This is a genomic window from Streptomyces sp. NPDC058375, assembly GCF_042723425.1.
GTDB classification, from domain to species: Bacteria; Actinomycetota; Actinomycetes; order Streptomycetales; family Streptomycetaceae; genus Streptomyces; species Streptomyces durocortorensis.
This window is the reverse complement of sequence record NZ_JBHXJG010000164.1, coordinates 1-16,532: the sequence shown is the minus strand read 5'-3', so window position 1 is coordinate 16,532 and position 16,532 is coordinate 1. Positions and strand designations below refer to the sequence as shown.

Annotated in this window: 12 protein-coding genes and 2 pseudogenes; 7 read left to right on the top strand and 7 right to left on the bottom strand. The window is 72.9% G+C overall.

The features are described 5' to 3' along the window. Positions 1-420: 420 nt before the first annotated feature. The 3 genes from ACFWM7_RS23875 to ACFWM7_RS23865 all read right to left on the bottom strand — a co-directional run bounded on the left by ACFWM7_RS23875 (position 421) and on the right by ACFWM7_RS23865 (position 7,025). Positions 421-1,185, bottom strand: a complete 765-nt coding sequence (locus tag ACFWM7_RS23875) for an SDR family NAD(P)-dependent oxidoreductase (protein WP_383263631.1) — start codon at positions 1,183-1,185, stop codon at positions 421-423. A gap of 36 nt (positions 1,186-1,221) precedes the next feature. After that, on the bottom strand, positions 1,222-2,097 hold the full coding sequence (locus ACFWM7_RS23870) for an Fpg/Nei family DNA glycosylase (RefSeq protein WP_383263628.1): 876 nt from the start codon (positions 2,095-2,097) through the stop codon (positions 1,222-1,224). 242 nt (positions 2,098-2,339) lie between these two features. Then, the gene (locus ACFWM7_RS23865; protein WP_383263626.1) at positions 2,340-7,025 is read right to left on the bottom strand and encodes a DEAD/DEAH box helicase; all 4,686 of its coding nucleotides are present in this window, start codon (positions 7,023-7,025) and stop codon (positions 2,340-2,342) included. 103 nt (positions 7,026-7,128) lie between these two features. On the opposite strand from ACFWM7_RS23865, the gene ACFWM7_RS23860 reads away from it, so the two are divergent. From ACFWM7_RS23860 to ACFWM7_RS23850, 3 genes are all read left to right on the top strand, one after another. After that, positions 7,129-7,977, top strand: a complete 849-nt coding sequence (locus ACFWM7_RS23860; RefSeq protein WP_383263623.1) for an AraC family transcriptional regulator — start codon at positions 7,129-7,131, stop codon at positions 7,975-7,977. Positions 7,978-8,060: 83 nt separating this feature from the next. Beyond that, the gene (locus ACFWM7_RS23855; protein WP_383263620.1) at positions 8,061-8,897 is read left to right on the top strand and encodes an AzlC family ABC transporter permease; all 837 of its coding nucleotides are present in this window, start codon (positions 8,061-8,063) and stop codon (positions 8,895-8,897) included. Beyond that, a complete protein-coding gene (locus ACFWM7_RS23850; protein ID WP_383263617.1) occupies positions 8,894-9,199 on the top strand; it encodes an AzlD domain-containing protein in 306 nt (101 codons plus the stop codon). Before ACFWM7_RS23855 ends, ACFWM7_RS23850 begins: the two co-directional genes overlap by 4 nt. Positions 9,200-9,276: 77 nt before the next feature. Here ACFWM7_RS23850 and ACFWM7_RS23845 read toward each other — a convergent pair whose 3' ends face one another. Next, positions 9,277-10,191 (bottom strand): hypothetical protein, encoded by a 915-nt coding sequence (locus ACFWM7_RS23845; RefSeq protein WP_383263613.1) that lies wholly within the window; start codon positions 10,189-10,191, stop codon positions 9,277-9,279. Between the two features lie 79 nt (positions 10,192-10,270). Here ACFWM7_RS23845 and ACFWM7_RS23840 point away from each other — a divergent pair, with 79 nt between their 5' ends. Beyond that, positions 10,271-10,465 carry a DUF3046 domain-containing protein gene (locus ACFWM7_RS23840; protein ID WP_356566395.1) on the top strand — a complete coding sequence of 65 codons (195 nt, stop codon included), beginning with the start codon at positions 10,271-10,273 and terminating at the stop codon, positions 10,463-10,465. A 187-nt stretch (positions 10,466-10,652) separates the two neighbouring features. Then, a pseudogene (locus tag ACFWM7_RS23835) lies at positions 10,653-11,818 on the top strand (AI-2E family transporter). 62 nt (positions 11,819-11,880) lie between these two features. Here the strand turns inward: ACFWM7_RS23835 and ACFWM7_RS23830 are convergent. Further along, entirely contained in the window at positions 11,881-12,834 is a 954-nt protein-coding gene (locus ACFWM7_RS23830; RefSeq protein ID WP_383263610.1) for an SDR family oxidoreductase, read from the bottom strand. Positions 12,835-12,886: 52 nt separating this feature from the next. Beyond that, positions 12,887-13,536, bottom strand: a pseudogene (locus tag ACFWM7_RS23825) (dihydrofolate reductase family protein). A 297-nt stretch (positions 13,537-13,833) separates the two neighbouring features. Here ACFWM7_RS23825 and recA point away from each other — a divergent pair. Further along, positions 13,834-14,958, top strand: a complete 1,125-nt coding sequence (gene recA, locus ACFWM7_RS23820; protein WP_383263607.1) for a recombinase RecA — start codon at positions 13,834-13,836, stop codon at positions 14,956-14,958. Positions 14,959-14,961: 3 nt separating this feature from the next. Then, on the top strand, positions 14,962-15,714 hold the full coding sequence (gene recX / locus ACFWM7_RS23815) for a recombination regulator RecX (RefSeq protein ID WP_383263604.1): 753 nt from the start codon (positions 14,962-14,964) through the stop codon (positions 15,712-15,714). Positions 15,715-15,786: 72 nt separating this feature from the next. Here the strand turns inward: recX and ACFWM7_RS23810 are convergent, their stop codons facing one another. After that, the gene (locus ACFWM7_RS23810; RefSeq protein ID WP_383263602.1) at positions 15,787-16,401 is read right to left on the bottom strand and encodes a hypothetical protein; all 615 of its coding nucleotides are present in this window, start codon (positions 16,399-16,401) and stop codon (positions 15,787-15,789) included. Positions 16,402-16,532 lie beyond the last annotated feature (131 nt).

Genomic DNA, 16,532 nt, shown 5'->3' with positions numbered 1-16,532 from the left:
GCTCCTGTGTGGGTGGCCCTTCGGTCGGACGTTGTGGATGCACCACCGCCGCTGCCAGGGGAAACTGCCGGAAAGGACCTCGGCCGCGGGAGGCAGCGATGAAACGGCGATGGGTGCCGGCGCTGGTCCTCGGCGGGCTGTGGTGGTGGGCGGTGCTGCGGCTGGTGCTGTGTCCGGAGCAGGCGGGGCTGGTGGAGGGGGCGGTGGCGGCGGGTGGCTGGGGGCTGAGCCTGTTGCCGGTCCATGTCGCGTCGGTGGTGCAGGTGGGGTCGTCGGGAGGGTCGGTGCCCTCGGAGAGGCGGGGGGCAGGCCCTGGGGCAGGTCCCGGGGGTGGCCCCAGGTCTGGTTCCTGGGGAGGCCCCCGGTCTGGTTCCTGGGGAGGCCCCAGGTCTGGTTCCGGGGCAGGTTTCGGCGGGTGGCTCACCAGGGCATGGCGACGCCGCCGTTCGGCCGGAGGATCTGGCCGGTCATGAAGGCCGAGGCGTCCGACGCCAGATGCAGCACGGTATGGGCGACGTCCTCGGGTTCGCCGACCCGGCCCAGCGGGGAGATCCGGGCCATCGTCGCCTCCGCCCGGTGCTGCCCGGCGGCATCGTGCCGGTCGGTCATCGGCGTACGGATCCAGCCGGGTGCGACGGCGTTCACCCGTATGGCGTGCGGGCCCAACTCCGTGGCCAGCGTCTTGGTGAGCTGCACCACGGCGGCCTTCGCGGTGCTGTAGCAGAGCAGGCCCGCGCTCGCGGAGTCCACGGCGCCCGACGCCATCGTGATCAGCGAGCCCGGGGCGGAGCGGGCTTTCATGGAGCGGGCCACTTCCTGGCAGGCGTGGAGCACGCCCTTGAAACTGACCGCCAGCACCCGGTCCAGGTCCTCGTCCGCGGTCTCCAGCACGCTGCTGGTGTGCATGATTCCGGCGGCGGCGACCAGGATGTCGAGGTGCCCTGCGTCGGCGACCGCAGCACGGACCCGGTCGCGGTCGGTGACGTCCAGGGGGTGGGTCCGTGCGCTGCCACCCGCGTCGGCGATCAGGTCGTATGTCCGGCGCAGGCCCGTCTCGTCGCGGTCCGCGCAGTGCACCACGGCCCCGGCCTCCGCGAGCAGCAGGGCGCTCGCCCGCCCGATGCCGCTCGCCGCACCGGTGACGAACGCGGCGCGGCCCGTGAGGTCGTACGCGGAGAGAGGCATGACCGGACCGTACGACCGTATCTGACGGGTCGTCAACTAGGGAGTGGGTCCTGATTGGCAGCCGGGGCACCAGTAGGTGGGGCGGTCGTCCTGGTCGGCGAGGCGGATCGGGGTGCCGCAGCGCAGACAGGGGCGGCGGGCGCGCCCGTAGACGTACAGCCGCTCCTGTACGCGGACGGGCGGGCGTGTTCGGGGGCGCGCCGGGGGCGGGGGCGCGTGCCGTGCGGGGCTCGGGGTTTCGTTCGGGGGCGTGCGGAGTTCGGAGGTGATCGTCGTGGTGCGGGTGGGGCGGTCGCGGTTGGCGTGCAGCAGGCGCTCGGCGAGGGCGACGAGCCGGGGGAGCATGCCGTCGGGGAGGGTGCCCACGGGGGTCCACGGGGTAACGCGGGCCAGGAAGCACAGCTCGCACTTGTAGACGTTGCCGATGCCCGCCAGATTGCGCTGGTCCAGGAGGGCGTCGCCGAGGGGGCGGTCCGGTGCGGCGAGCAGTTGGTCCAGGGCCAGGCCGGGATCCCAGTCGGGGCCGAGCAGATCCGGCCCCAGGTGGCCCACGGCCCGGTCCTCCTCGCTGGTGCGCAGCAGTTCCAGCACGGGGAGCCGGTAGCCGACCGCGGTGTGCTCCGCGTTGCCGAGGATCGCGCGGATCTGGTGGCCCGGGCCGCCCCGCCAGCGCTCGTCCGGGGCGAACACCCGCCAGGCCCCGTCCATCCGGAGGTGGCTGTGCAGGGTCAGGCCGCCCTCGATCCGGGTCAGCAGGTGCTTGCCGCGCGCGGTGACGTCCAGGACGCTCCGGCCGGTGAGGTCGGCGGTGGCGAAGCGGGGGACGCGCAGGTCCGACCGGGTCAGCACCCGCCCCGCCAGCGCCGCGTGCAGCCGGGTGGCGGTCTGGAGGACGGTGTCTCCTTCGGGCATGCCTCCATGATGGGTGCGCGGGGGCGGTTGTGCGTCGGTCGGGTGCTTGGGCGCGGGTGTCTGCCCGGGGCAGTTCGTCTCCGCGGCGGGCGGGGTGTCTGCCGAGGGCGAGGGCAAGTGGTGGGCCGTTTCCGGGGCTGGCGGGGTACCTGCCGGGGGCAGGCGGTCGGCCGTCTTGGGGCAGGCGGAGCGTCTGCCGGGAGCGGGTGCTGGGTCGTCTCCGGGGCCGGGGGGCTGCCGGGTCAGGCTCGCAGGCGCAGGCCTCTCGGGGTGGCGAGGAACCCGGCCGCCTCCAGCGTTCGGCCCAGCGGCGAGGTGAGTGCGGAGACGCCGTTCGTCCGCTCCACCGTCACTGTGCCCAGGGCCCCGGCGCGGGCCGCGTCGGCCAGGGCTTCGGCCGCCGCTCTCAGGGCCGGGGCCTCCGGGTCGGACGGCCAGGCCAGGAGGGTCTTGCCGCCGCGCTCCATGTAGAGCGTCAGCTCGCCGTCGACCAGGACCACCAGTGCTCCCGCCTTGCGGCCCGGCTTGTGCCCGGCGCCGTCCGGGGACTCCGGCCACGGCAGTGCCGCACCGTACGCGTTGGCCGGGTCGGCCGCGGCGAGCACCAGGGCCTGGGGGGCGGTGTCCGGATCCCGGCGGTCGCGCACCGTGGAGGCCGCCCGCAGCCGGTCCACCGCGCCGTCCATCGCGAACTGGGCGGCCCCCAGCCCCTCGACCACATAGCCGCGCCGCGCCTGCCCGTTGTCCTCGAAGGCGGCCAGGATGCGGTACGTCGCGGAGAAGCCGCCCTCCACCCCCTCGGCCTGCACCGCGCCGCGGGTCACCACGCCGTGCCGGTCGAGGAGGGTGCGGGCCAGGGCGTGGGCCCGGTGGGTCCGTTCCGGTTCGACCGGGGGGAGCAGGGACCAGCGGCCCGAGACCGTCGGCGGGCCGGTGCGGGACGCCGGCCGGGCGGCGGCGGTGAGTGAGCCGTAGCGCCCGCGCGGGACACTGCGCCGGGATCGGTGGGCGGTGGAGCCCGCCGTCCGTCCCGAGCCGAGGAGCGAACGCAGCGGGGCCAGCGTGTCGTTGGTGAGCCGCCCGGACCAGGCCAGGTCCCACAGGGCGTCGGCCAGCTGCTGGTCCGTGCAGTCCGGGTGAGTGGTGGCCCGGACCTGGTCGGCGATCTGGCGGAAGAAGAGGCCGTATCCGCCGGAGAGCGTGGTGAGCACGGACTCGTGGAGCGCCGACAGCTCCAGCGGGTGCGGGGGAGGCAGGAGCAGCGGTGCGCTGTCGGCGAGGTAGAGGGAGACCCAGCCGTCCTTGCCGGGCAGCGCCCCCGCCCCGGCCCAGACGACCTCCCCGGTGGTCGTCAGCTCGTCGAGCATCGCCGGGGCGTAGCCCAGGACCCGGCTCGGCAGGATCAGCTTCTCCAGTGCCGACGCGGGCACGGGCGCGCCCTGGAGCTGCTCGACGGCGCGGGCCAACCCGTCGATGCCCCGCAGCCGGTTGGAGCCGAAGTGCTGCCACTGGGGGAGGAAGGAGGCCAGGGCCGCGGGCGGCACGGGCTCCAGCTCCTGGCGGAGCGCCGCCAGCGAACGGCGGCGGAGCCGGCGCAGCACCGTGGCGTCGCACCACTCCTGGCCGATACCCGCCGGATGGAACTCGCCCTGGACGGTCCTGCCGGAGGCCGAAAGGCGTTGCAGCGCGCCGTCGGTGACGGCGGTGCCGAGCCCGAAGCGCTCGGCGGCCCGGGCGGCGGTGAACGGGCCGTGCGTCCGCGCGAACCGGGCGAGGAGGTCGCCGAGCGGGTCCTTCACCGGCTCGGTGAACGCCTCGGGGACGCCGACCGGAAGCGCGGTGCCCAGGGCGTCGCGCAGCCGGCCCGCGTCCTCGACCGCCGCCCAGTGGTCGGTGCCGGCGATCCGGACCTGGATCGCCCGGCGGGCCTTCGCCAGCTCCGGCGCCCAGGACGGCTCGGCGCCCCTCTCGGCCAGCTCGGCGTCGGTGAGCGGACCGAGCACTCGCAGCAGGTCGGCCACCCCCTCGACGTCCTTGATGCGCCGGTCCTCGGTGAGCCACTGCAGCTCGCGCTCCAGCTCGGTGAGGACCTCGGGGTCGAGCAGCTCACGCAGCTCCGCCTGGCCCAGCAGCTCGGCGAGGAGATGGGAGTCCAGGGAGAGGGCGGCGGCGCGCCGCTCGGCGAGCGGGGAGTCGCCCTCGTACAGGAACTGGGCGACGTAACCGAAGAGGAGCGAGCGGGCGAAGGGGGAGGGCTCCTGGGTGGTCACCTCGACCAGCCGGACCCGGCGCGCCTCCAGATCGCCCATCAGCTCCGTGAGGCCGGGGACGTCGAACACGTCCTGGAGGCATTCGCGGACGGCCTCCAGGACGATCGGGAACGAGCCGAACTCCGAGGCGACCTGGAGCAGCTGGGAGGCCCGCTGACGCTGCTGCCAGAGCGGGGTGCGCTTCCCGGGGGAGCGCCGGGGCAGCAGCAGGGCGCGCGCGGCGCACTCCCGGAACCGGGCGGCGAACAGGGCCGACCCGCCCACCTGGTCCGTCACGATCTGCTGGACTTCACCCTGGTCGAAGACGACGTCGGCCGCCGCCACCGGGGGCTGGTCGCTGTCGTACGCCGCGGCTCCCGACGCCGGTCCGCCGTTCTCGGTGTCCGGGGCGGGCGGGGCGTCGAAGTCGAGCAGGTCCAGGCCCATCATGTCCGCGTCGGGCAGCCGCAGCACGATGCCGTCGTCGGCATGCATGACCTGGGCGTCCATGCCGTACCGCTCGCCGAGGCGGGCGGAGAGGGCGAGCGCCCACGGGGCGTGCACCTGGGCGCCGAAGGGGGAGTGCACGACGACCCGCCAGTCGCCCAGCTCGTCCCGGAACCGCTCGACCAGGATCGTTCGGTCGTCCGGCACATGGCCGCAGGCCCGGCGCTGCTCGTCCAGGTAGGCCAGGATGTTGTCCGCTGCCCAGGCGTCGAGACCGGCGGCGAGCAGCCGCAGCCGGGCATCCTCCTCGGACAGGCCGCCGATCTCACGGAGAAACGCCCCCAGCGCGCGGCCCAGCTCCAGCGGGCGGCCCAGCTGGTCGCCCTTCCAGAACGGCAGCCTCCCCGGAACGCCCGGGGCGGGCGAGACGAGGACCCGGTCCCGGGTGATGTCCTCGATCCGCCAGGACGTGGTGCCCAGGGTGAAGACGTCGCCGACGCGGGACTCGTAGACCATCTCCTCGTCCAGCTCGCCGACCCGGCCGCCGCCCTTCTTCGGGTCGGACCCGGCCAGGAAGACCCCGAAGAGCCCGCGGTCCGGGATGGTGCCGCCCGAGGTGACGGCGAGCCGCTGCGCGCCGGGGCGGCCCGTGACCGTACCCCCCACGCGGTCCCACACCACGCGGGGGCGCAGCTCCGCGAAGGCGTCGGAGGGGTAGCGCCCGGCGAGCATGTCGAGGACGCCGGTGAACGCCGACTCGGGCAGCGAGGCGAACGGGGCGGCCCGCCGCACCAGGGCCAGCAGATCATCGGCCTGCCAGCTGTCCAGGGCCACCATGGCGACCAGCTGCTGGGCCAGCACGTCCAGCGGATTGGCCGGGATGCGCAGCGCCTCGATCGCCCCTTCGCGCATCCGCTCCGTGACCACCGCGGCCTGCACCAGATCGCCCCGGTACTTCGGGAAGACCACTCCGGTCGAGACCGCGCCCACCTGGTGTCCGGCCCGGCCCACCCGCTGGAGGCCGGAGGCGACGGAGGGAGGTGACTCAACCTGGATCACCAGGTCGACCGCGCCCATGTCGATGCCCAGCTCCAGGCTGGAGGTGGCCACCACGGCGGGCAGCCGGCCCGCCTTGAGGTCCTCCTCGACCTGGGCCCGCTGCTCCTTGGAGACCGAGCCGTGGTGGGCCCGGGCCAGCAGGGCAGGGGCGCCCCGGCCCGCACCGGACTGGGCCATGACCTCCGCCGGAGCGTGGGCCTCCGGGAGCGCGGGGGCCGGATCGTCGGGATCGAACGTCGTGCCGGTCGCCCGCTCGTAGGCGATCTCGTTCAGCCGGTTGCACAGCCGCTCCGCCAGCCGCCGCGAGTTGGCGAAGACGATCGTGGAGCGGTGCGCCTGGACGAGATCGGCGATGCGCTCCTCGACATGAGGCCAGATCGAGGGCTTGTCCGCCTGGCCGGAGTCGCCGTCCGTGGCGGGGGAGCCGCCCAGCTCGCCCAGATCCTCCACCGGGACGACGACCGAGAGGTCGAACTCCTTGGTGGAGCGGGGCTGGACGATCTCCACTTTGCGCTGCGGCGACAGGAAGCGCGCCACCTCGTCGACCGGCCGGACCGTCGCGGACAGACCGATGCGCCGGGCGGGGCGGGGCAGCAGCTCGTCGAGCCGCTCCAGCGAGAGGGCGAGGTGGGCGCCGCGCTTCGTGCCGGCAACCGCGTGCACCTCGTCGAGGATCACCGTCTCCACGCCGGCCAGCGCGTCCCGGGCGGAGGACGTCAGCATCAGGAACAGCGACTCGGGCGTGGTGATCAGGATGTCCGGCGGCCTGGTCACCATGGAGCGCCGCTCGGCGGGCGGGGTGTCCCCGGACCGGATGCCGACCCGCACCTCGGGCTCCGGCAGACCCAGGCGCACCGACTCCTGGCGGATGCCGGTCAGAGGCGAGCGGAGGTTGCGCTCGACGTCGACCGCGAGGGCCTTGAGCGGTGACACATACAGCACGCGGCAGCGCTTCTTCGCGTCGGCGGGCGGCGGCTCGGCGGCCAGCCGGTCCAGCGAGGCGAGGAACGCGGCCAGCGTCTTACCGGAACCGGTCGGCGCGACGACCAGCACGTCACTGCCCTCGCCGATGGCCCGCCAGGCGCCCTCCTGCGCTGCGGTGGGCGCGCTGAAGGCGCCGGCGAACCAACTGCGGGTCGCGGGCGAGAACGCGTCGAGCGCGGATCCGGTCATGTCCCCCATCGTGCACCCCGCCACTGACAACGGGCCGGTGACACCGCACGCGGCGGTCCGCTCAGTGGGTGGCGCACGGCCAGGACCTGCGAGAATGGTCCCCATGACGGGAGCGGACGGCGCGGAGGAATGGGCACGGCACTGGCAGTACGCCGCGCTCCCCGACCTCGATCTGCTGCGCGCTCGGTACGTCCGCCACACCTTCCCCCGGCACAGCCACGAGGGCTATGTCTTCGGAGCGGTCACCGGCGGAGTGGAGGACGTGGGATTGCCGGGCGGCACGGTCCACGCGGTCCCCGGAACCGTCGTCATGATCAACCCGGAGGTTCCGCACACCGCACGCTCCGGGGGGCCCGAGGGCTGGGCGTACTCCACGCTCTACCCGTCGGCCCAGGTCGTCAACGACATCGCGGCCGAGGTGACGTCCCTGCGCGGTACGGTCGGCTTCGCCGAGACCCGGGTGACCGACCCCCACGCCTCCCGGCTGATCACCGAGGTGCACCGGGCGGCGGAGGAGGGCAACGCCCTGGCCGCCGACAGCCTCCTGCGGGTGCTGGTCGCCCGGCTTCTGAGCCGGCACGGCACCGCGTTGCCCGGCCTGACCCCGCACGCCGGGGGCGCGCGGAACGCGGCGCGTGCCCGTGCCGCGCTGGAGGAGCGCATGGCCGACCCGCCCACGTTGGAGACGCTCGCCGCCGAGCTGGGCACCGGCCCGTTCGCGTTGCTGAGGGCCTTCAAAAAGGAGTACGGGATGCCGCCCCATACCTGGCTCACCGACGCCCGGGTGCGCCGGGCCCGCCGCATGCTCGACGCCGGGGTCGCCCCCGCCGAGGCCGCGACCGCCGTCGGCTTCACGGATCAGCCGCACCTCAATCGGCATTTCACCCGGATCGTGGGGGTGCCGCCGGGTGCCTACCAGCGCGAGCGCGGAGTGCCGCGGCCGAGCCGGTGAGGGCCGCGAAGCGCAAGAACGTAGGGCGGTACGTGCAAGAACGTACAAGACCGGTCCCGAATGATCCCCGTAGCGTTCCGGGCGTGGCAGAACCGACAGCACTCCCAGAGAGCACCGGCGCGCCCGGTGCCATAGCCGCCGGCCCCCCAGGACCGGCGGCCGAGGTCCGACCGGACAAGCCGGACGCGGCCGTCGTCCGGGACGCGCTCGGCGTCGGCATCGCCGTCGGGCTCTCCGGCTTCGCCTTCGGCGTCACCTCCGCCGGCTCCGGCCTCAGCCTGCTCCAGACCTGCGTCCTGAGTCTTCTCGTCTTCACCGGCGCCTCGCAGTTCGCCCTGGTCGGGGCGCTGGCCGCGGGCGGCAACCCCTACACCGCGGCGGCCGGGGCGTTCTTCCTGGGCGTCCGCAACGCGTTCTACGGGCTGCGCCTGTCCCAACTGCTCGCGCTTCCCCGTGCGGTACGGCCCTTCGCCGCCCACTGGGTCATCGACGAGACGACCGCGGTCACCCTGCCCCAGCCCACCCGGCGGGCCGCGCGCATCGGCTTCACGGTCACCGGACTCACCCTGTACGTGCTGTGGAACCTCACCACCCTGGTGGGCGCTCTGGGCGCCGAGGCACTGGGCGACACCGACGCGTGGGGCCTCGACGCGGCGAGCCCCGCGGTGTTCCTCGCGCTGCTCGCGCCGATGCTCAAGAGCACCACCGAACGCGTCACGGCGGGGCTGGCCGTCGTGCTGGCCCTGACGCTGCTGCCCGTGCTGCCGGCGGGTGTGCCCGTTCTGCTGTCCGCGCTGGCGGCCCCCGTCGTGCTGTTCCTCATGGGACGGACCAAGGAGGGACCGGGCACCGAGAAGGATTCGGCGACACCGCGGAAGGAGTCGGCGACACAGCGGAAGAAGGGGGAGCGGCTCTCATGAACGTCTGGATTGCCATCGGGCTGACCGTGGCGGGCTGCTATCTCGCCAAACTTCTGGGCCTGCTGGTGCCCGCGGGCGTGCTGGAGCGCCCGCTCGTCCAGCGGATGGCCGCCCTGCTGCCCGTGGCGCTGCTGGCGGCCCTCACCGCGCAGCAGACCTTCGACGACGGCCAGCAGCTCGTCCTCGACGCCCGGGCCGCCGGTCTCGCCGCGGCGGCACTCGCCCTGGTCCTCCGCGCTCCCTTCCTGGTCGTCGTCGGCGCGGGCGTCCTGGTCACGGCGGGCGTGCGCGCGCTGGCCTGAGCGGGCCGAGCGCCCGGGGGACGAGGGCGAGGAGGCGCGCGGCCGGCCGAGCGGAGGGCCGCGTGCCTCCTGAGCGGTCAGCCGAGCGGGCGACCGTACGAGCGCAGCGTCTCCAAGGCCCTGAGCGTGACCAGCGGACGCCCCTCCAGCGCGGTTCCCGGCGCCCACTGACGCCAGGTCACGGGCCAACCGCCGTCGTCCTGCTGCTCGGCGGCCAGGTGGTCGAGCGACCGCTCCAGCTCCTCGTCCGTGAACCAGCGGCGGGCCAGGGATCCGGGCGTACGAGCGTAGTCGTGCGGGAAGTGGTGCTCGCCCGGCGCGTAGCCCGTCGCCACCGGGAACTCCGCCCGCCGGGAGGGATCGAGGACCGCGAGCCGTTGTTCGCGCACCAGACGGCCGAGCCGGTCCGCCGCGACCTCGGCGCGGGCCCGGTCCGGGGCGCCGTCCAGAAAGGCGACAGCGGCTTCGACCTCGTAAGGATGGGACTGCTCCAGCGCTTCGACGGCGCTCCAGCAGAAGTCGGTCGCCCGGAACAGCCATGCGTGCCACACCTGATTGCCGTGCAGCAACCCCACGACCGGGCCGGTCGCGAGCAGTTCCGCCGGCGGGTCGTCCACGATCGGGATGAACGGTGCCGCGGGATAGCCGCGCTGTGTGGGCAGCAGAGCGGGCAGTGCGCCTTCTTTGGTTGATACTTCGGTCAGATAGCGACAGATCCGTTCCACGCGCTGTCCGTCGCAGCGGTCGATCGAGTCAAGAACGCTCAGCGCATGGGCGGTGTGCAGCGGTTGGCTGACCGGGCCCCGGAGATCGGGTTCCAGCGCGTGACCGTAGCCGCCGTCCTCGTTCAGGTAGGCGGTCAGGGCCGTCTCGACGGCGTCGGGATCTCCGTCCAGGAAGCCGTGGGCGAACCTCCGCTGTTCGAGGACGCGGGCGGTGAGCCAGATGAACTGCTCGGCACGGGCGAGGGTGTGTGCTCCGGTTCCAGCCATGGACCGACCGTAGAGCGCGGAGAGGCCGGGCACATGCCAGGTGGACCTGCTGCACTCTCAGGAGCGGGATACTGGTGGCATGCGGTTGACGATTTTCTGGGAGCGGATGGCCGACCACTTCGGTGCGGCGTACGCGGACTCCTTCGCCCGTGACCATGTGATGGCCGAACTCGGCGGCCGTACGGTGCACGAGGCCCTGGACGCGGGCTGGGACGCCAAGGACGTGTGGCGCGCTGTCTGCACGGCGATGGACGTCCCGGCGGACAAGCGCTGAACGCCGTGGGGCCGTTTTCCCGGCGGGAACGGAACCGCAGTGGTCGATTCGGGGCGGGGGATTGCGGGCCGACGGCATAGGCCAGACTTGTCCCGTGTCATCGACAGACGAGAGCGCCCCGGCCCAGCCGTCCGCCTCCCCGCCCGCTCCGCCGGCCCCGCCGCCGTCCGGCACCGATGGGGTCCGCATGCCCGGCTGGCTGCCGCGTGCGATGGTGCTGGCCCTGGCGCTCTACGCGTGCTTCCAACTCGGCAGCTGGGCGTTCGACCAGCTCATCGGGTTGCTGACGAACGTTCTGATCGCGTTCTTCCTCGCGCTCGCCATCGAGCCCGCGGTCAGCCGGATGGCGGCTCGCGGCATGCGCCGCGGGCTCGCCACGTTCCTCGTCTTCCTCGGCGTGATGATCTTCGGCGTCGGATTCGTGGTGCTGTTGGGGTCGATGCTCGCGGGCCAGATCGTCGACATGGTCGACGAGTTCCCCAAGTACATCGACTCGGTGATCAACTGGGTGAACCAGACCTTCCGCACCGAACTCTCCCGGGTCGAGGTCCAGGACAGCCTGCTGCACTCCGACTGGCTGCAGAAGTACGTCCAGAACAGCGCCACCGGAGTGCTCGACGTCTCCACCACGGTGCTCGGCGGGCTGTTCCGGCTGCTGACGATCTTCCTGTTCTCCTTCTACTTCGCGGCCGACGGCCCCCGGCTCCGCCGCGCCCTCTGCTCCGTCCTGCCGCCCGCCCGGCAGGCCGAGGTACTGCGCGCCTGGGAGATCGCGGTCGACAAGACCGGCGGATACATCTACTCGCGCGGCCTGATGGCGTTGATCTCCGGCGTCGCGCACTACATCCTGCTGGTGATCCTGGAGGTGCCCTACGCCCCGGCGCTCGCGGTCTGGGTCGGGCTCGTCTCGCAGTTCATCCCCACCATCGGCACGTATCTCGCGGGCGCCCTGCCCATGCTGATCGCCTTCACGGTCGACCCCTGGTACGCGCTGTGGGTGCTCGGGTTCGTCGTGATCTACCAACAGTTCGAGAATTACGTGCTTCAGCCCAACTGACCGCGAAGACCGTAGACATCCATCCCGCGGTCGCCTTCGGATCGGTCATCGCCGGCACGGCCCTGCTCGGCGCGGTCGGAGCGCTGGTCGCCATCCCCGCGATCGCCACGCTCCAGGCGTTCCTGGGCGCCTATGTGAAGCGGTACGACGTCACCGACGATCCACGCGTGCACGGGGGGAGCAGCCGCGCGCCGGCCAGGCCGTTGCCGTCGCGGATGCGCCGCCTGGTGAACGGCCGCCGGGCCGTCGGCCGCGGGGGAGCGGAGGGCACGTCGGGCGGGTCGTCTCAGCGGTAGCCGGTCCCAGTGTCGCCTGTCACGGCGGGTCGCCTCAGGGGTGGCCTGTCGCACGGGTCGCCTCAGCGGTAGCCGGTCACATCGGCCGGCAGTCCCGGGTCCTGGACCTCGGTCAGGTACCGCCAGGCGTCGGGCCGGCTCCCGTCCACATCGGTGAAGCCGTACACCTGGGCGAGCTGCCCGCTGGAGAGCGATCCGCCGTTCCAGCGGGCCACCTCGGGATCACCGGCGAGGGCGGCCACGGCACGGCCGACGTACGCGGGGGACTCGGAGATCGCGAAGTGGGGCGCGTGCGCGACGGCGTCGCGCCAGGTGGCCTCGGTCACCCCGTGGGCCTGGAGCATGGCCTCGGACCGGAGCCAGCCCGGGGTGAGAGCCACGGCCGTCGCGCGGTACGGCGCGAGTTCATGGCCGAGGGCGAAGGCCATCCGGTTCACCGCTGCCTTGGCCAGGTCGTAGAAGAACGAGACGCGGTAGCGGGAGCCGTTGTACTCGTCCGTCCCGTCGGTCATCTCGACGACCAGGCCGCCCGGAGTCTCGATCAGCAGTGGCAGCGCGAAGTGGCTGGTGATGGCGTGGGTGTCGACGGCCAGCCGCAGGGTGCGCAGCCCGGTGTCGAGCGACGACTCCCACACCGGCCTGTTCCACTCGATCTCGGCGCCCCAGATGTCGTTCACCAGGATGTGCAGGGCTCCCTGCTCGCTCGCGATGCGGGCCACGAGTGCCCTGACCCGGTCGGGAACCAGATGGTCGACCTGGACGGCGATCCCTCGTCCGCCCGCCGCGTCGACCAGGGCCGCGGTCTCCTCGATCGTCTCGGGCCGGTCCATCTCGGAGCGCTCGGAGCCGCTGGTACGGCCGGTCACGTACACGGTGGCCCCGGCGGCGCCGAGCTGGACGGCGATCCCCCTGCCGGCCCCGCGGGTGCCTCCGGCGACGAGCGCCACCCGGCCGGCCAGGTCGGGCCAGGGCGTCTGTTCTCCGCCGGGTGCTCCCGGTTCCACCGTCGCTCCCATACCGACCGAATATAGGGTGATCCGCCGAACCGTGCAGGCGGTCGGTGGCCGCTCAGGACAGCACGCGGTAGGTCACATGGGTCACCGAGTCCCCCGCGCGCCTCTCCACCTGTTCGAGATCCAGGGGCGGCACGCCGTCGAAGAGGCGGGTGCCGGCGCCGAACGTGAACGGCACGATGTGCAGCCGCAGCTCGTCGATCAGGCCCGCGGCGAGGTACTGGCTGATGGTCCTCGCGCCGCCGTGGATCGACACGTCGCGGTCTCCGGCGGCCTCGCGGGCCTGACGGAACGCGGACTCGATGCCGTCGGTGACGAAGTGGAACGTGGTGCCGCCCTCCATCGGCTGCGCGTCGCGCGGATGGTGGGTGAGCACGAGGACGGGCGCGTGGTACGGAGGATCGTCGCCCCACCAGCCCTTCCACTGCCGGTCCCACGCGCCGCGCACGGGGCCGAAACATGTTGCGGCCCATGATGAGGCCGAAACATGTTGCGGCCCATGATGAAGGCGCCGACCGCCGCCAGCCGGTCGAGCTCGGCCTGCCGCAGCTCCGGCGTCACGAACATCCAGGAGTGCAGCCGGTCGCCCCAGCCGTCGCCGCCGTCGTCGCCGAACGGGCGCTGTTCGCTCTGGTCGAGCCCGGCCGAGTATCCGTCGAGGGAGATCGAGAGGGCGCAGGTCACCCTGCCCGTATGTCCGGTCATTGTGCCGTCCTCCTGGGGCGACCGTCGGTCGGCTTCGCGGTGAACCGTTCGATGCGACTGTCGGGAGGTAGTCCGTTCCGGTTCCGCGAACTCATCGCGCCGCCGTGCTGTCGGTTCCCGCGTGGTGCGCTTGACACCAAAATCGAACATCCATTCTGATGGAGTTACCGGCCGGGTTTTCCCGGGCCCGGCCCTGGAGTTGTCCACAGGTCGGGAGGACGTCGAGGCCCATTGTCAGTGGTAGGGGTTAGCGTCTGTGACGTGAAGCGATCGACTCAAGCAAATCGGGTGGAACCCATGGCAGGAACCGACCGCGAGAAGGCGCTGGACGCCGCACTCGCACAGATTGAACGACAGTTCGGCAAGGGCGCGGTGATGCGCCTCGGCGAGCGGCCGAACGAGCCCATCGAGGTCATCCCCACGGGATCGACCGCCCTCGACGTCGCCCTCGGCGTCGGCGGGCTGCCGCGCGGCCGCGTGGTGGAGGTGTACGGGCCGGAGTCCTCCGGTAAGACGACGCTGACGCTGCACGCCGTGGCGAACGCGCAGAAGCTCGGCGGCTCGGTGGCGTTCATCGACGCCGAGCACGCCCTCGACCCCGAGTACGCGAAGAAGCTCGGCGTCGACATCGACAGCCTCATCCTGTCCCAGCCGGACAACGGCGAGCAGGCGCTGGAGATCGTCGACATGCTGGTGCGCTCCGGCGCCCTGGACCTGATCGTCATCGACTCCGTGGCGGCCCTGGTGCCCCGTGCGGAGATCGAGGGCGAGATGGGCGACTCGCACGTGGGTCTCCAGGCCCGCCTGATGAGCCAGGCCCTCCGCAAGATCACCAGTGCGCTCAACCAGTCCAAGACCACCGCGATCTTCATCAACCAGCTCCGCGAGAAGATCGGCGTGATGTTCGGCTCCCCGGAGACCACCACCGGTGGCCGGGCGCTGAAGTTCTACGCCTCGGTGCGCCTGGACATCCGCCGTATCGAGACGCTCAAGGACGGCACCGACGCGGTCGGCAACCGCACCCGTGTCAAGGTCGTCAAGAACAAGGTCGCCCCGCCGTTCAAGCAGGCGGAGTTCGACATCCTCTACGGCCAGGGCATCAGCCGCGAGGGCGGACTGATCGACATGGGCGTGGAGCACGGCTTCGTCCGCAAGGCCGGCGCCTGGTACACGTACGAGGGCGATCAGCTCGGCCAGGGCAAGGAGAACGCCCGCAACTTCCTCAGGGACAACCCCGACCTCGCCAACGAGATCGAGAAGAAGATCCTGGAGAAGCTGGGCGTCGGCGTCCGTCCGGACGACGCTGCGGGCGAGCCTGCCGCGGACGCCGCTGCGGCGTCGGCGGCCGACGGGGCGGCGAAGCTGGCGGCCACCGCGGCAGCCAAGGCCAAGCCGGCCAAGACCGCGGCGGCCAAGAGCTAGGCCGTGACACGTCGTACGGAGTGGCCGGGCAGCCCTGCAGAGCCCGGCGGAGACCCCGGATCCGGCTACGGGCCCACCGACGCGTCCGCCGCCGCGCGGGGGGCGGCAGCGGACGACGTCGCGGCGCGGCCCGGGCGCCGCTCACGCGGGGGAGCGGGCGCCGGGAGCGGATTCGGTGAGGGGGCGGGCCGCCGGGCCCGCTCCGGCACCAGAGGCGGCGGCTCTCCTTCCTCGTCGAGGGCCGAGAAGGGGGAGCCGCGCGATCCGGTCGAGCAGGCGCGCAACATCTGCCTGCGGCTGCTCACCGGGACGCCGCGAACGCGCAAACAGCTCGCGGACGCCCTGCGGAAGCGGGAGATCCCGGACGAGGCGGCCGAGGAAGTGCTCGCGCGCTTCGAGGACGTCGGGCTGATCGACGACGCGGCGTTCGCCGGGGCATGGGTGGAGTCCCGGCACCACGGCCGGGGGCTCGCGCGCCGCGCCCTCGTCCGTGAGCTGCGGACGAAGGGCGTGGACTCCGCCGTGATCGACGAGGCGGTCGGGCAGCTCGACTCGGACCAGGAGGAGGAGACGGCGCGCGAGCTCGTGGCTCGCAAGCTCCGCTCCACCCGGGGCCTGGACCGGGACAAGCGGCTGCGCCGGCTGGCGGGGATGCTCGCCCGCAAGGGGTACGGGGAGGGCATGGCCCTACGGGTGGTGCGTCAGGCGCTGGAGGAGGAGGGCGAGGACACGGAGGGCCTGGACGAGCCTTTCTGACGCCGATCCTCCGACGCCGATCCTCCGACGCCGATCCTCCGACGTCGGTCCTTCATCAGTCCTTGTCCGGCACTACTGTCCGGCCAGGGAGGCGCGGCGGATGGTGGCGTCGACGAGGGCCAGGGCGTCGGCGGCGGTGCGGCCGGGATGGCGGTTCCAGGGGCCGATCAGCCCCGGCCACCCCTGCGCGCGCAGCTCCGTGATCAGCCAGGCGCCGGCCCGGTCCACGGTGTCGAGAGAGCCGTAGCCGAGGCGGTGCGCGGAGATCATCGCGCCGCAGACACAGCGTGCTCCCCGGACGTTCCGCAGCCGGTACGGGGTGTTCTGCCAGCCCCACTCGGCCAGGATCTGCCGTGCGTAGCCGAGGTGGGTCGAGGGGCGCACGTCGCCCTGCCCGACCCGCCGCCAGAGGTGAACGCGGTCGGGCAGCATCGCACCTAGCCGCCCGGGCAGGGGACGCTCGTGCGGGGCGGACGCGGGCAGCGTCCGCAGGGTGTCGTCGATCAGCCGGTCCACGGGTACGGACAGCAGGCTCCGCCAGTCGGCGGGCGCTGCCGGTCCGGGGGCGGGGGCGGGCTCGGCGGCGGTGTGCTCCCAGCCCGTGACGATCTGCTGCCACGCCTGGGAGTCGTGCAGCCGGGCAGCTTGGCCGTCGAGCTGGTCGGGGGTGAGGACAGCGGTCGCCATATGCGGTCATCTCCGTACATTTCGGTCCTCTGTGTGAGGTGAATGTCGGTCACGCGCGGCGATTGCTCCAGTGGAACGCGGCGTTCGGGTGTGGGGCAGCAGAAATCTGGCGCCCGGCACCTGAGCTCAGG